This is a genomic window from Pseudomonas sp. NIBRBAC000502773, from assembly GCF_006517195.1.
In the GTDB taxonomy this organism is placed as follows: domain Bacteria; phylum Pseudomonadota; class Gammaproteobacteria; order Pseudomonadales; family Pseudomonadaceae; genus Aquipseudomonas; species Aquipseudomonas marginalis.
The window spans coordinates 3,026,584-3,041,420 of record NZ_CP041189.1; the positions used below are offsets into that span (position 1 = coordinate 3,026,584).

Consider the following 14,837-nt stretch of genomic DNA (forward strand, 5'->3'; position numbering starts at 1 on the left):
GCAAATCCAGAAAATTCCTTCGCCCTTCTCGGAGAGTTGCCATGACCAAGCGCTACAGCGCCCTGCTCACTGCCCTGTTTGCCAGCCTGATGCTGAGCCAGGCACCCGCCCAGGCCAACGGTCTGGACGATATCGTCGCCCGTGGCACCCTCAAGGTCGCCGTGCCCCAGGACTTCCCACCGTTCGGCTCGGTCGGCCCCGACATGAAACCCCGCGGCCTGGACATCGACACCGCCAAACTGCTGGCCGACCAACTCAAGGTCAAGCTGGAGCTGACCCCGGTCAACAGCACCAACCGCATCCCGTTTCTCACCACCGGCAAGGTCGACCTGGTGATCTCCAGCCTGGGCAAGAACCCCGAGCGCGAAAAGGTCATCGACTTCTCCAAGGCCTACGCACCGTTCTACCTGGCCGTATTCGGCCCGCCTGACGCCGCCATCAGCAGCACCGACGACCTCAAGGGCAAGACCATCAGCGTGACCCGTGGCGCCATCGAGGACATCGAGCTGACCGCCGTAGCGCCCAAAGAAGCTACCATCAAGCGCTTCGAAGACAACAACTCCACCATCGCTGCCTACCTGGCCGGCCAGGTCGACCTGATCGCCAGCGGCAACGTGGTCATGGTGGCGATCAGCGAACGCAGCCCGAAACGCGTGCCGGCGCTGAAAGTGAAGCTCAAGGACTCGCCGGTGTACGTGGGCGTGAACAAGAACGAGCCGGCGCTTCTGGAGAAGGTCAACCAGATCCTGGTCGCGGCCAAGGCTGATGGCAGCCTGGAAAAGAACGCGATGCAGTGGCTCAAAGAGCCATTGCCTGCTGATCTCTGAAGCGGAGCTGATTGATGGCCTATCAATTCGACTTTGTGCCGGTGCTGGCCAATACCGATCTGCTGTTGCGCGGCGCGCTGTTCACCCTTGAGCTGACGGCTATCGGCGCAATCCTGGGCGTCGCCCTGGGTACTGTCGGCGCCGTGGTGCGGGCGTGGAAGATCCAGCCCTTTGCCTGGTTCTTCGGTGTGTATGTCGAGTTGATCCGCAACACGCCGTTTCTGGTGCAGTTGTTCTTCATCTTCTTCGGCCTGCCCTCCCTGGGATTGAAAATCACCGAGTGGCAAGCAGCCGTATTGGCGATGGTGATCAACCTGGGGGCCTACTCCACGGAGATCATCCGCGCCGGTATCCAGGCCATCCCGCGCGGGCAACTGGAAGCCGCCGCCGCGCTGGCGATGACGCGTTTCGAAACGTTTCGCCATGTGGTGCTGCTGCCGGCGCTAGGCAAGGTGTGGCCGGCGCTGAGCAGCCAGATCATCATCGTGATGCTCGGTTCGGCGGTGTGTTCGCAGATCGCCACCGAGGAGCTGAGTTTTGCCGCCAACTTTATCCAGTCACGCAACTTCCGCGCGTTCGAAACCTATGCCCTGACCACCCTGGTGTACCTGTGCATGGCGTTGATGATTCGCCAGTTACTCAACTGGATCGGCCGCCGCTTTGTGATGAGGAATAGCCGATGAGTGATTTTTCCTTCTGGGACATCGTGCGCAACCTGCTTACGGGCCTGCAGTGGACGCTGTTGCTGTCGCTCGTGGCGTTTATCGGCGGCGGCCTGATCGGCTTGCTGGTGATGACCCTGCGCATCAGCCGCAAGGCATTCGCGCGCAATGTTGCGCGCACCTATATCGAACTGTTCCAGGGCACCCCGTTGTTGATGCAGCTGTTCCTGGTGTTTTTCGGCATTGCCCTGCTCGGCGTGGATATTTCGCCCTGGCTGGCGGCCGCAATCGCCTTGACGCTGTTCACCAGCGCCTACCTCGCCGAAATCTGGCGCGGCTGCGTCGACTCCATCGCCCATGGCCAGTGGGAAGCATCGGCCAGCCTGGCGTTGAATCCGCTTGAACAACTGCGCTACGTGATCCTGCCCCAAGCGCTGCGCATTGCCGTGGCGCCCACCGTCGGGTTCTCGGTGCAAGTGGTCAAAGGCACCGCCGTCACTTCAATCATCGGCTTTACTGAACTGACCAAGACCGGCGGCATGCTCGCCAACGCCACCTTCGAGCCCTTCATGGTCTACGGCCTGGTGGCCCTCGGTTACTTCCTGCTCTGCTACCCCTTGTCCCTCAGTGCGCGCTACCTGGAAAGGAGACTGCATGCCTCTGCTTAGAATTTCCGCCCTGCATAAGTATTACGGCGATCACCACGTCCTCAAGGGCATCGACCTGACCGTTGAAGAAGGCCAGGTCGTGGCAATCATCGGCCGCAGCGGCTCGGGCAAGTCCACCCTGCTGCGCACCCTCAACGGCCTGGAATCGATCAACGACGGCGTGATCGAGGTGGATGGCGAATACCTCGACGCTGCCCGCGCCGACCTGCGCAGCCTGCGGCAGAAAGTCGGCATGGTGTTCCAACAGTTCAACCTGTTCCCGCACCTGACAGTGGGTGAGAACGTCATGCTTGCACCGCAAGTGGTGCAGAAAGTGCCCAAGGCCAAGGCCGCCCAATTGGCCAGGCAAATGCTGGAACGCGTGGGCCTGGGTGAAAAATTCGACGCATTCCCCGATCGCCTGTCCGGCGGCCAGCAGCAACGCGTTGCCATCGCCCGCGCCCTGGCCATGTCGCCCAAGGTGCTGCTGTGCGATGAAATCACCTCGGCCCTGGACCCGGAACTGGTCAATGAAGTACTCAGCGTGGTGCGCCAACTGGCCAAGGACGGCATGACCCTGATCATGGTCACCCACGAAATGCGCTTCGCCCGGGAAGTGGGCGACAAGCTGGTGTTTATGCACCAAGGCAAGGTGCACGAAGTCGGCGATCCCAAGGTACTGTTCGCCAACCCGCAAACCCCTGAGTTCGCCAACTTCATCGGCTCGGTGGAACAGCCGGACTGACCAGTTCGAAACTGCCACGCCCCTCCAGCACCACTTGATTGGTGACTTGCAGGGCGTTGGCGGGCAGGTCGGTGTCGACTTCAACCTGGGCAGTCAATCGCTTTCCCACCGCCCGAGCGACCAGGACCTGGCCCGGCAACAACTGCCCGTCGAAGGCCTTACCCGGAAGGTGGGCCTGCGCCCATTCGACGGCACGCCCATCCACCTGGGCGTGCTTGAGAGTCAGGCTGAACCGCCCATGATGCCCAAACCGAAAACCTTGCCCGTCGGCCACGCCGGTAAATCGCAATGCGACGGCTGCCGGCTCTGCGCACAGTACGTTCAGGTGCACCCTGCGCGTACCCAGTGCGATTGAACGGCTCTCGACAAGCGCCTCCCGGCGAATGACGCCATAGTCGATATACGGCTGGCTGACGGACAGTTGGCAGTTTTCGGCACGTACTCCACCGGCCATCGACAGGGTGCAGAGCAATGCGAAAAAACCCGCGATTTTCAGTTTAACGACCATGGCACACCGCCGATGTAGTCTCATAGAACTTGTCATGGTCGGCCTCAGTCTCGGGAGCAAGGTTGAGCAGGCAAGAGGAAGCGTCCGGCAACGCAACGCGCAGGTGCTGCGAATCATTGAGGTCGTTCAGAAAGATCATGCCGTCACCCACCACGCTGGTCAGGAAGCGATTGTTTTTATCGAACACCGAAGCGCCCTGAGGCAGTGTTCGCCCTTGTTGATCAGTGGCCGTGACTAACACACGACGCACTGTCACCACATCGAATGCGACGGTATTGACGGACCCTCGCCCTGGGGCAAGCACTCGGGTGCCGTTCTTCAGGTCAACGCGCTTGGGCAAGGACTGGGTCTGCACTTCGATGCGACTGTTCGTGTAGGCGGGCAAGCCTGGGATCACGGCCTGCCCGCTGAAGTCGGTCCACACCGGACCGTAGGGCGTGTCGAGTTTTGCAGAGCCGATATTCCCTACCGAGGCGATGCCAAAGGTGTCCTGGATGGCATACGGCGAGAAGGTCACGCCACCCGTGTGGGCCACTACGCCACCTTGCAGTTGCCCCGTGTAACTGGTGCCCGATGGGTCGCGACTGACCCCCAGGCCCACGCGGGTGTAGCGTGGCACCAGGTCCACCTGGCCGCGTATCGACTGCTCCCGAGCGCTGAGGTCGCGCTCGACACCGACCTCGTAATTCACATATTCATTGACCCGCTCACTGAGCGCCGTACCGGCTCGGGATTGATTGCCACGCCGGCTGACGTAGCTGTTCACCCGCCGATCGCTGCCCAGGGGTACGCTGACCTGCAGCCGCACGGACAGATCGCTGTCATCGACCGTATCGCGCCGACGGCCCTCATACAGGGCGTCGCGGCGTGCCGAAGTACCGCCTACCTGAGAGTCAGCGACCAATGCGACGTCCGCATAGCGGAACGACTTGTTCCATGCCGCAAACACATGCTCGGCCGATTGCCCATCAAACTGGGAACTGCGGGTATACCCCACGGAAAATGCACCCAGTGTGTTGTCGACCCAGCTCACACCCGCCGTGTACTGACTCTTGAAGCGTGCGTCCCACTCGTCGGCCCTGGTCGATCGGCCCGCTTCAAGGACCTCGCGATAACCACGGCTTTGCGTAGTGGCACTGAGGTTAAGATCGATATTGGCGTACACCGGGCTGCTTGCGGACACGCTGCTGCGTGATCCGGACACCGCATTACGGCTGTCCCGGGACACGTTGTGACGTGCGCCAACAGACACCCGTTGGAAAAACACGCTGCCCAGGGTGCCTCCTGCCGCCCCATACTCATCGGCGCTCAACAAGCCGAAGCCCACCGAGGAGTCTCGTCCCAAGCCCCAGGTGCCGCTGCCCATGGCAACGACCGGACTCGGGCCTTCCTCATGCGCATTTCTACGCACCTTGCCCAGGGAGAAATAGTAGCCAGGCTCCGCCGGCGCGCTCCCGGCAAATGAAGCCGCAGGTACCACGAAGCTGCGCTTGGCACCTCGCACATCGATGACGCTGACCTCCAGGTCGCTGGTGCCGTTGAGCAATGGCAGGCCCGTCAGCCGGAACGGTCCCTCGGGCACCAGTGTGCTGTGGATCAACACTCCCGATTGACGGACTTCAATCCGCGACTGACTCTGCGCCAGCCCCTCCACCACAGCATTGTTACTGCCCGCCGGCGTGCGCGACTGACCGTCAGGAAAAAACTGCACACCGGACAGCTGAACACCGCCAAACAGTGGGTTGTTGCTGGAGAGCTGGCCTACCTGAAAGGTCGATTGCAACGCGGCAATATCCCGCTGCGCATAAGCATAAAGATGCTCGTTGCGGGTCACGCCGTTGTCGGACACATAAAACTGGCGACTGCGGACAATCCAATCGCCCATGTTGAACCCCGCCTCGGTGTAAGCCGAAACAAAACGATTGCTTCCACTGTTCGAGTAACTGTCGAATCCCTGCACGTCATAGTTGAACAAAGCCGCCGCCCCGCCCCGGGCAAACTGGCCAGCCTCCCACTGCGGTTCACGCAGTGATCCGGTCGGCACTACCAGCGCCACTTCGTCATTGCCTGGGCGCAGCCGCACCATCGTGGCCGGGAAAGCCCCCAGGAAGTCATGGCAGGCCTGGTCTGCAGTAGCCCCCTTGCGGATAATGCCTTCGGGCTTTACCAATCCGGCTTTATCAAGCAGCCCCGGGGTGAAACACAGCTGCCCTTGTGAGTCGAACCGGGCATCGACCAACCCGAGCGGGTTGCCATTGACCCGCAACCCCACCACATGGACACCTTCGCGAAAGCGCGCCGCACTGCGAAAGTAATCGGAGACCTTCGGATCAATGCCGTGGGTAGTCAGGGCCGCCAGGTCGAAACCCTCCCCCAGCTCAATCGCGGGGGCCAGGCAAGGCAAGCCCCACAGTGTCGCCACCCCCATCAGCAGAGTGGGCCGACACGGCCACAAAGGGGCCACTCGTTTGTTATTCGACAGGTTGGCCATGGGTCGATCACCCCCTGTCGGCATTGATCGGGGCCCGGAAGCTGTCCGCCGAAAAGCCGTAAAGCGTAGCCGGCTGGATCTCGACGCCTGTTACCCCTTCCATCACGCCATCCACCTTCAGCGTCAGCGTTTCCCCCGGCAACACGTAAGTGCGCGGCAAGGTTGCCAGGGCGCCTTGTGGCAACAGCCGCACCTCCGGAACCAGGCGCACTACATAGGCACTGTCGTTGTGAACCGTCAGCCCCGCCCCTGCGCGCGTCCACTTCAGCAGTTCCCAGGGCGTGTGATGAACCGGCAGATCTTTCGGGTGAAGGATCAACGGCAAATTCTGTCGCAGCGTGATGCCGATAGTCGCACCGCCTGCGGCGCGCGCCTGGGGGATGCCTTCGAAAGACACGCGCTTCAACCGCTGGGTCTTCAGTGGCTCCTTCAAGGTGCTGATGAAACGCACCAATTGGGTTTCCCCCGCCTCCACGCGGGTAATGGGTGGCGTCACAATTAACAGCGACTCCACATCCTCGGGCACATTCTCTACGACCGAGTGAAGCAGCGCTGGCGCCGCGTCGGTATTCTTGATGTTCAGCGTGGCTTCGCCCTGGGCTTCATAAAGCACAACTACCGTAGTTTCGGGCAACATACCGTCGGCGAATGCAATACCGGTAAAACACAGACACGCGCCCACACAAAACAACCGTGCATTATTTATTAATGAAAGACTAAGCACTCAGCGTTCCCCACGACCTTTAAGTTGTTTTTATCCAGACATCCACATAAAAACAGCCGACAAGAAGCACTCGGCTTCTTTATCGGCTGTAGTTCGAGCGCTTAGATGTAACTCAACTCAAGTGTCGCGCGCCCATCCAGGGTAATGTCACGACTCAGGTCCAGATCCTGCCCCCTGTTGATAACCGCCCGCACCGCGATGGTTCCGGTCAATTGAGCGATTGAGGCCGGGATGATGGTTGTGCCGCTGCGCCATGAATACTGAGTGGGCGATTGGGCGACCTTACCGTCGCTGTTCTGCCAGGCACCGCTACCGATACGCATGATGGGAGACAGTGCTGTACTCGACGACCTGAGGTCCCTGAGGGTGACCGCAAAGCCGCCGGTTCGCCGGCCGTTCGCAGTGCCCAGGCCATAGTTGTGCACCTCGGTATAGCCTGCGCCGAGCACATTGAGGATGCCCGGGACCTTGCTGGCCGCCTGCAGGTCGACGAATTTCAGTCCGAACGTGGCAGGCGTGGTGCCGCAAGTGACGGTCAACGGGGCGGTTCTTTCCGCCAGTGGGTTGAACGCGGTTGGCAGCAGTTGGCCAGAGGGAATGTCGCCGTAGTTGATGATGCCACCACCGGTCATGCTGAGGTTGCAGGCGGCTGGTTTGATCGTCCCCCTGACGATCAGCTCGGCACTGGTGGATGCATGGACGTTGAGGGCGGCGGCCAGCCAAGCAATACCGAGAGTCAATCCAACAATTTTTTTCATAGTCGACCTGTCACTTAAAGTTGTCAGGCGTACTTATTTCTGCCTTGAAGACACAAGCCATAAATAAATAACACCACGGCACGATTGCCGAATGACAGTCTGTCGCCTCAAGGCCCGGATAAAGAATAAGGCAATACCGTGTTTAGTGTGGGAGCGATAAAAACAAATTGTCGGCACAACCCACCACGGCAGTAGTCCTGAACATAAAAACCAATAGCGCTCCGTCTCAAAAGTTGTAGGCGAAATCAAATATCGTCTTATAAAAATCCGAAGTTATATTCCCCTACAGAACTACGCGTATGCGCCAACAGAACCATGGAAAGACACCCTACACTTTCCACAAAAATCCCCTACAGACGAGCGCAGAGAAATTCACGGAGCACTACGCGTTGGCGTCAGCGGTCGATCGTGGCACGATGGTAAGGTTATCGACCGAGACCCCCTAACCATGCCGCAATCCCAAGCCAAGAATCTGTCCCTGATCGCCGCCATCGACCTGGGCTCCAACAGCTTTCACATGGTCGTGGCCAAGGCCCAGAACGGCGAAATCCGCATCCTTGAGCGGCTCGGCGAAAAAGTGCAGCTGGCTGCCGGGATCGACGACGAGCGCCAGCTCAATGAAGAATCCATGCAACGCGGCCTCGACTGCCTCAAACGTTTTGCACAGCTGATCAACGGCATGCCCCTCGGCGCCGTGCGAATCGTCGGCACCAACGCCCTGCGCGAAGCCCGTAACCGGGGCGAATTCATCCGTCGCGCCGAGGAGATCCTCGGTCACCCGGTGGAAGTCATTTCCGGCCGTGAAGAAGCACGCCTTATCTACCTCGGCGTGTCGCATACCCTGGCCGATACCCCTGGCAAGCGCCTGGTGGCGGACATCGGCGGCGGCAGTACCGAGTTCATCATCGGCCAGCGCTTCGAGCCGCTGCTGCGCGAAAGCCTGCAGATGGGCTGTGTCAGCTATACCCAACGCTATTTCAAGGACGGCAAGATCACCCCGGCGCGCTACGCCCAGGCCTACACGGCAGCGCGACTGGAGATCATGAGCATCGAGCACGCCCTGCACCGCCTGACCTGGGATGAGGCCATCGGCTCGTCCGGCACCATCCGTGCCATCGGCCTGGCGCTCAAGGCCGGCGGCCATGGCACCGGTGAAGTCAACGCCGAAGGCCTGGCCTGGCTCAAGCGCAAGCTGTTCAAGCTGGGGGATGCCGAGAAGATCGACTTCGACGGCATCAAGCCCGACCGTCGCACCATCTTCCCGGCCGGCCTGGCGATTCTCGAGGCGATCTTCGACGCCCTCGAACTGCAACGCATGGACCACTGTGACGGCGCCCTGCGCGAAGGCGTGCTGTATGACCTGCTGGGCCGCCATCATCATGAAGACGTACGAGAGCGCACGCTCACCTCGCTGATGGAGCGCTATCACGTCGACCAGGAGCAGGCAGCCCGCGTGGAGCGTAAAGCCCTGCATGCGTTCGACCAGGTCGCCGAAGACTGGGACCTGGAAGACGGCGTATGGCGCGAACTGCTCGGCTGGGCGGCCAAGGTGCATGAAGTGGGCCTGGATATCGCCCACTACCACTACCACAAGCACGGCGCCTACCTGATCGAGCACTCCGACCTGGCGGGTTTCTCCCGGGAAGACCAGCAGATGCTCGCACTGCTGGTGCGCGGCCATCGTCGCAATATTCCCAAGGACAAGTTTGCCGAGTTCGGCGATGAAGGCATCAAGCTGATCCGCCTGTGCGTGCTGCTGCGCTTTGCGATCCTGTTCCACCATATTCGCGGCACCCAGCAGATGCCCCAGGTGACCCTGCGTGCCAATGGCGACAGCCTGGATGTCGTATTCCCCAAAGGCTGGCTGGATGAGAACCAGCTGACCCAGGCGGACTTCGCCCAGGAAGCGGAGTGGCTGACGCGGGTGGGGTTCAGCCTGAACCTGCGCTAACCCGATCTCATGAACACTGCAAAAACAAATGTGGGAGGGGGCTTGCCCCCGATTACGGTGTGTCAGTCGCGAATACTTTGACTGAACCACCGCAATCGGGAGCAAGCCCCCTCTCACATTTTCAGAGCGTGTTGTCTGTTAGTTCACCGACAGAATCGGGCTACCCAACTTTTCCAGCAACGTCGCCTGGGCGCTGCGCGGGTTCTGGTTGCCGGTCGGCGTGTTACGCACGTAACGGCCATCCGACTGCAGACTCCAGCTGTGGGTGTTATCGGTGAGGTAGCTTTCCAGCTCCTTCTTGACCCGCATGATCAGCTTCTTGCCCTCGACCGGGAAGCAGGTCTCCACACGCTTGTCGAGGTTGCGCTCCATCCAGTCGGCACTGGAGAGGAACATCTGCTCCTCGCCGCCGTTAAGGAAGTAGAACACCCGCGTGTGTTCCAGGAAGCGGCCGATGATCGAGCGCACATGGATGTTATGCGACACGCCGACAATGCCCGGACGCAGGCAGCACATGCCGCGCACCACCAGGTCGATACGCACGCCGGACTGGCTGGCCTTGTACAGCGCGCGGATGATCTTCGGGTCGGTCAGCGAGTTGAACTTGGCGATGATGTGCGCCGGTTTGCCCTCGATGGCGAACTGGGTCTCGCGGGCAATCATGTCGAGCATGCCCTTCTTCAGGGTGAACGGCGCGTGCAGCAGCTTCTTCATGCGCAAGGTCTTGCCCATGCCGATCAATTGGCTGAACAACTTGCCGACGTCTTCACACAAGGCGTCATCGGAAGTCAGCAGGCTGTAGTCGGTATAGAGCTTGGCGTTGCCGGCGTGGTAGTTGCCGGTACCCAGGTGGGCGTAACGCACGATCTCACCGGCTTCGCGGCGCAGGATCAGCATCATCTTGGCGTGGGTCTTGAAGCCAACCACACCATAGATCACTACCGCGCCGGCCGCTTGCAGGCGGCTGGCCAGTTGCAGGTTCGACTCTTCATCAAAGCGTGCGCGCAACTCGATCACCGCAGTGACTTCCTTGCCGTTGCGCGCGGCATCTACCAGCGCGTCGACGATTTCCGAGTTGGCACCGGAACGGTACAGGGTCTGGCGCACGGCCAACACGTGCGGGTCCTTGGCAGCCTGGCGCAGCAGGTCGACCACCGGGGTGAAGGACTCGAACGGGTGCAGCAGCAGGATGTCCTGCTTGCTCACGACGCTGAAGATGTTCTCGCTGTTTTGCAGCAGTTTCGGGATCTGCGGCGTGAACGGCGTGTATTGCAGCTCCGGATGGCTGTCCAGGCCGGTGATGCTGAACAGGCGCGTGAGGTTCACCGGGCCATTGACCTGGTACAGCTCGGTCTCGCCCAGGTTGAACTGCTTGAGCAGGTAGTCCGACAGATGTTTCGGGCAGGTGTCGGCCACTTCCAGGCGCACCGCATCCCCGTAGCGCCGCGAGAACAGCTCGCCGCGCAGGGCGCGGGCCAAGTCTTCGACGTCTTCGGAATCCAGCGCCAGGTCGGCGTTACGGGTCAGGCGGAACTGGTAGCAGCCCTTGACCTTCATGCCTTGGAACAGATCATCGGCGTGGGCGTGGATCATCGACGACAGGAATACATAGTTGTCGCCAGCGCCCCCCACCTCTTCGGGTACCTTGATGATCCGTGGCAGCAAGCGCGGCGCCGGGATGATCGCCAGGCCCGAATCGCGACCGAAGGCGTCGATCCCTTCCAGCTCGACGATGAAGTTCAGGCTCTTGTTCACCAGCAGCGGGAACGGGTGTGTAGGGTCCAGGCCGATCGGCGTGATGATCGGCGCGATTTCGTCGCGGAAGTAGCGACGCACCCAGGTCTTGATCTTGGTGGTCCAGTGGCGGCGACGGATGAAGCGAACCTGATGTTTTTCCAGCTCCGGCAGCAGGATGTCATTGAGGATCGCGTACTGGCGGTCCACATGACCGTGCACCAGCTCGCTGATGCGCGCCAACGCCTGGTGCGGCTGCAGGCCGTCCGCGCCAGCTTGTTCACGGGCGAAGGTGATCTGTTTCTTGAGGCCGGCGACGCGGATCTCGAAGAACTCATCCAGGTTGCTGGAGAAAATCAGCAGGAATTTCAGGCGTTCCAGCAACGGGTAGGACTCATCCAGTGCCTGTTCAAGCACGCGGATGTTGAATTGCAGTTGTGACAGCTCGCGGTGGATGTACAGGCTGCTGTCATCCAGGTTGGTCACTACGGCGGCCACCGGGGCCGGGGCTGGCGCTTCGGCGACCACCACAGGCGCGGCCGGCTCGTGCTCCGGCGGGGTCTCGGTGACTTGTTCCACCACCGGGTGAGCGTCTTTTACGGCAACTTCGGAGAGTCCTTCGGTATTCATCGAATGTTCCTGTGAGGGCTATTGTTGCTCTCTAAGCAATTGGGCGGCGCGGGCGGCGAAATAGGTCAGGATGCCATCAGCCCCGGCACGTTTAAAGGCCGTCAAGGATTCTAGGATTACCCCTTCACTCAACCAGCCATTTTGTATTGCAGCCATGTGCATGGCGTATTCGCCACTGACCTGATACACAAAGGTCGGCACTTTGAATTCCTCTTTGACCCGGTAAAGGATGTCCAGGTACGGCATCCCCGGCTTGACCATCACCATGTCGGCACCTTCGGCCAAATCGGCCGCCACTTCGTGCAAGGCTTCATGGCTGTTAGCCGGGTCCATCTGGTACGAAGCCTTGTTGGCCTTGCCCAGGTTCAGCGCCGAGCCCACCGCATCGCGAAACGGGCCGTAGTAGGCGCTGGCGTACTTGGCCGAGTAGGCCATGATCCGCACATTGACGTGGCCGGCCAGTTCCAGGGCTTCGCGAATCGCCTGGATGCGGCCGTCCATCATGTCCGACGGCGCAACCACCTGGGCGCCTGCTGCCGCATGGGACAAGGCCTGCTTGACCAGCGCGTCGACGGTAATGTCGTTCTGAACATAGCCGTCTTCGTCAAGAATGCCATCCTGCCCGTGGGTAGTGAACGGGTCCAACGCCACGTCGGTGATCACCCCCAGCTCCGGGAAACGCTCGCGCAGGGCGCGGGTGGCGCGCTGGGCGATACCGTCCGGGTTCCAGGCTTCGGCAGCATCAAGGGACTTGAGTTCAGACGGCGTGACCGGAAACAACGCCAACGCCGGAATCCCCAGGTCGACCCAGCCAGCCGCCTCTTCAAGCAGCAGATCAATGGTCAGACGCTCTACACCCGGCATCGACGCCACCGCTTCCCGGCGATTTTCGCCGTCGAGCACAAACACCGGCAGGATCAGATCATCCGTGGTCAGTACGTTTTCACGAACCAGGCGGCGAGAAAAATCATCACGACGATTACGGCGCAGGCGGGTAGCAGGGAACAGGCGATTGGCAGGGGTAAAGCTCACGACAGACTCCTGAGCCCGGGTTCACGGGCGAGCGTTGCAGTTATAAGCGGGCATTATGACGAAGGTATGACAGTTGTGCTTAACGATGCGACCTGTAGCCGCATTCGTCGCCCAATGTAGGAATTGTTCACTTCGTGACACATCTCGATACTTTCATGAATGTTCACGAAGGCGTAGGCTGCGCGTTCATTTCGCCAGCACCCAGACCATGCTTCAACAATTTCTGCATGACTTCGGCTACTTTGCCCTCTTCCTAGGCACGTTCTTCGAAGGCGAAACCATCCTGGTTCTCGCAGGCTTCCTGGCGTTCCGTGGGTACATGGATATCAACCTGGTGGTGGTCGTTGCCTTCTTCGGCAGCTACGCCGGCGACCAGCTTTGGTATTACATGGGGCGCAAGCACGGCCGCAAACTGTTGGCGCGCAAGCCGCGCTGGCAATTGATGGGCGACAAGGCCCTGGAACATATCCGCAGGCACCCGGATATCTGGGTGCTGAGCTTCCGCTTTGTCTATGGATTGCGCACGGTGATGCCGGTGGCCATTGGTCTTTCCGGTTACCCACCGATGCGCTATCTGATCCTCAACGGTATCGGCGCCGCGATCTGGGCTGCCGCGTTGGGGGCTGCGGCTTATCACTTTGGCGCGGTGCTGGAAGGCATGCTTGGCAGCGTCAAGAAATACGAGTTGTGGGTACTGGGCGCCTTGCTGCTGCTGGGCTTTGGCCTGTGGCTGCGCCGCCGCTTCAAGAACGCACGCATCGCCCGCCAGGCCTGTGCCGATGCCAAGGCACGGCTCGCAGCCGCCGAGCCGGCCCCGGCAGAACCACCTAAGACACCAGTCGAGTAAGCCGGCCTCTGCAGCAGTAGAGGCCAATCCCGCTGAGCAGGCTGTAGCTCGCCAGCCCCAGCCAGCCCAGGTTGCTGGCCGGCCACAGCCCGACCAGCGGCGCCAGCCACACCAACGGCACATTCAGCGCCAGGCGCATCAGCTCGGCCTTTAAGGCCCATGAGCGATTCTCCAGGGCCACGCCGAGGGTAAACAACCCAAGCGCCATCGCACTCCAGCCGACAATCAGCGCTGTACTGGGCAGGCCCTCGCCGAAATTCATCAAGTAGCTGCCAAACCCCACATACGCCGCGAACTGCAGGGCGATATAGACCTGTTGGCGCGTGTCCAGCGGCACGTCGAATTTGCGGAACTGGCTCAAGTCGGGCTTGGCCAATGGATACTTGGCCTTCACGTCCGCCGGGCGCCAACCGGTGCGCATAAACCAGATGCGCAGCTTGTCCCACCGACTCTCGGTACGCCGTGCATCACTCCAGAGCTGTGCATAAAACTGCAGGTTGGCCCACAGCGGGTTCCAGCTGGCCAAGGGTGTGGTCACGCCGAAAATCACCGGCTCGTTGTCGTCTTCTTCCTGGAAGGTGCCGAACAGCCGATCCCAAAGAATGAACACACCGCCATAGTTGCGATCCATGTAGAGAGCGTTCTGTGCATGGTGGGCCCGATGATTGGAGGGCGTGACGAAAAACCACTCGAACCAGCCAAGCTTGGGCACGTGCCGGGTATGCACCCAGAATTGATACAACAGGTTGAGGGACGCCACGCTGATAAACACCACCAGCGGCACGCCAAGCACGGCCAGGGGCAGGTAGAAGATCCAGCTCAGCAGGAAGCCGGTGCTGGTCTGGCGCAGGGCAGTGCTGAGGTTGTAGTCCTCGCTCTGGTGATGCACCGAGTGCGCGGCCCACAGGATATTGCGCTCGTGCCCCATCCGGTGCAGCCAGTAGTAGCAGAAGTCGTAGAACACAAAGGCGAATACCCAGGTCCAGGCGCTGTGGGCAGGCAGCTCGATCAACGCCAGGTGCTTGAGGGCGAACGCGTAGGTCAGCAGCCCCACCCCCTTGGTCAACAGCCCGGTGGTGGTGGACAGCACGCCGGTGCTGAGGCTGTTGATGGCGTCCGCCACCCGGTAGTTGCGCTGGCCACGCCAACGGTCGGCGAGCAGCTCCACCACAATCAAGGCAATGAAAAACGGCACCGCGTAAGGCACGAAGTCCATGGTCTGGTCCGGTCTATTTTTGTTACATCAAGATTAGGTGCAGCGGCGCGAGATCCCATTGGCAA

The 14,837-nt window shown here is 60.7% G+C and carries 13 protein-coding genes; 6 read left to right on the forward strand and 7 right to left on the reverse strand.

The window, feature by feature from the left end; all coding sequences use genetic code 11:
• Positions 1 to 41: 41 nt before the first annotated feature.
• Genes NIBR502773_RS14110 through NIBR502773_RS14125 form a run of 4 tightly spaced genes read left to right on the forward strand, consistent with a single transcriptional unit; the run spans position 42 to position 2,881 of the window.
• Positions 42 to 827, forward strand: a complete 786-nt coding sequence (locus NIBR502773_RS14110) for a transporter substrate-binding domain-containing protein (protein WP_046381688.1) — start codon at positions 42 to 44, stop codon at positions 825 to 827.
• Positions 828 to 841: 14 nt separating this feature from the next.
• Positions 842 to 1,510: an amino acid ABC transporter permease gene (locus tag NIBR502773_RS14115; RefSeq protein ID WP_141156275.1), complete on the forward strand. Its 669-nt coding sequence runs from the start codon at positions 842 to 844 to the stop codon at positions 1,508 to 1,510.
• Positions 1,507 to 2,157: an amino acid ABC transporter permease gene (locus NIBR502773_RS14120; protein WP_115485519.1), complete on the forward strand. Its 651-nt coding sequence runs from the start codon at positions 1,507 to 1,509 to the stop codon at positions 2,155 to 2,157. Before NIBR502773_RS14115 ends, NIBR502773_RS14120 begins: the two co-directional genes overlap by 4 nt.
• Positions 2,144 to 2,881, forward strand: coding sequence for an amino acid ABC transporter ATP-binding protein (locus NIBR502773_RS14125; protein WP_065938032.1), 738 nt, complete (start codon positions 2,144 to 2,146; stop codon positions 2,879 to 2,881). The genes NIBR502773_RS14120 and NIBR502773_RS14125 overlap by 14 nt, the downstream gene beginning before the upstream one ends.
• Here the strand turns inward: NIBR502773_RS14125 and NIBR502773_RS14130 are convergent.
• The 4 genes from NIBR502773_RS14130 to NIBR502773_RS14145 all read right to left on the reverse strand — a co-directional run bounded on the left by NIBR502773_RS14130 (position 2,853) and on the right by NIBR502773_RS14145 (position 7,362).
• On the reverse strand, positions 2,853 to 3,389 hold the full coding sequence (locus NIBR502773_RS14130; RefSeq protein WP_115485518.1) for a hypothetical protein: 537 nt from the start codon (positions 3,387 to 3,389) through the stop codon (positions 2,853 to 2,855). The genes NIBR502773_RS14125 and NIBR502773_RS14130 overlap by 29 nt on opposite strands.
• A complete protein-coding gene (locus NIBR502773_RS14135; RefSeq protein WP_141156276.1) occupies positions 3,379 to 5,880 on the reverse strand; it encodes a fimbria/pilus outer membrane usher protein in 2,502 nt (833 codons plus the stop codon). Before NIBR502773_RS14135 ends, NIBR502773_RS14130 begins: the two co-directional genes overlap by 11 nt.
• 7 nt (positions 5,881 to 5,887) lie before the next feature.
• Positions 5,888 to 6,604 carry a fimbria/pilus chaperone family protein gene (locus NIBR502773_RS14140; RefSeq protein ID WP_115485516.1) on the reverse strand — a complete coding sequence of 239 codons (717 nt, stop codon included), beginning with the start codon at positions 6,602 to 6,604 and terminating at the stop codon, positions 5,888 to 5,890.
• A 101-nt stretch (positions 6,605 to 6,705) separates the two neighbouring features.
• Positions 6,706 to 7,362 (reverse strand): DUF1120 domain-containing protein, encoded by a 657-nt coding sequence (locus NIBR502773_RS14145; RefSeq protein ID WP_141156277.1) that lies wholly within the window; start codon positions 7,360 to 7,362, stop codon positions 6,706 to 6,708.
• Positions 7,363 to 7,810: 448 nt separating this feature from the next.
• Between NIBR502773_RS14145 and ppx the strand changes: the two genes are divergently transcribed.
• Entirely contained in the window at positions 7,811 to 9,313 is a 1,503-nt protein-coding gene (gene ppx / locus NIBR502773_RS14150) for an exopolyphosphatase (protein WP_027608352.1), read from the forward strand.
• Positions 9,314 to 9,451: 138 nt separating this feature from the next.
• On the opposite strand, the gene ppk1 is transcribed toward ppx, so the two are convergent.
• Together ppk1 and hemB are read right to left on the reverse strand one after the other, a co-directional pair.
• A complete protein-coding gene (gene ppk1 / locus NIBR502773_RS14155; RefSeq protein ID WP_115485514.1) occupies positions 9,452 to 11,677 on the reverse strand; it encodes a polyphosphate kinase 1 in 2,226 nt (741 codons plus the stop codon).
• An 18-nt stretch (positions 11,678 to 11,695) separates the two neighbouring features.
• On the reverse strand, positions 11,696 to 12,709 hold the full coding sequence (hemB, locus tag NIBR502773_RS14160; protein ID WP_065938027.1) for a porphobilinogen synthase: 1,014 nt from the start codon (positions 12,707 to 12,709) through the stop codon (positions 11,696 to 11,698).
• A 208-nt stretch (positions 12,710 to 12,917) separates the two neighbouring features.
• On the opposite strand from hemB, the gene NIBR502773_RS14165 reads away from it, so the two are divergent.
• On the forward strand, positions 12,918 to 13,556 hold the full coding sequence (locus NIBR502773_RS14165; protein ID WP_115485513.1) for a DedA family protein: 639 nt from the start codon (positions 12,918 to 12,920) through the stop codon (positions 13,554 to 13,556).
• On the opposite strand, the gene NIBR502773_RS14170 is transcribed toward NIBR502773_RS14165, so the two are convergent.
• Positions 13,537 to 14,772, reverse strand: a complete 1,236-nt coding sequence (locus tag NIBR502773_RS14170) for a sterol desaturase family protein (protein WP_141156278.1) — start codon at positions 14,770 to 14,772, stop codon at positions 13,537 to 13,539. The genes NIBR502773_RS14165 and NIBR502773_RS14170 overlap by 20 nt on opposite strands.
• Positions 14,773 to 14,837 lie beyond the last annotated feature (65 nt).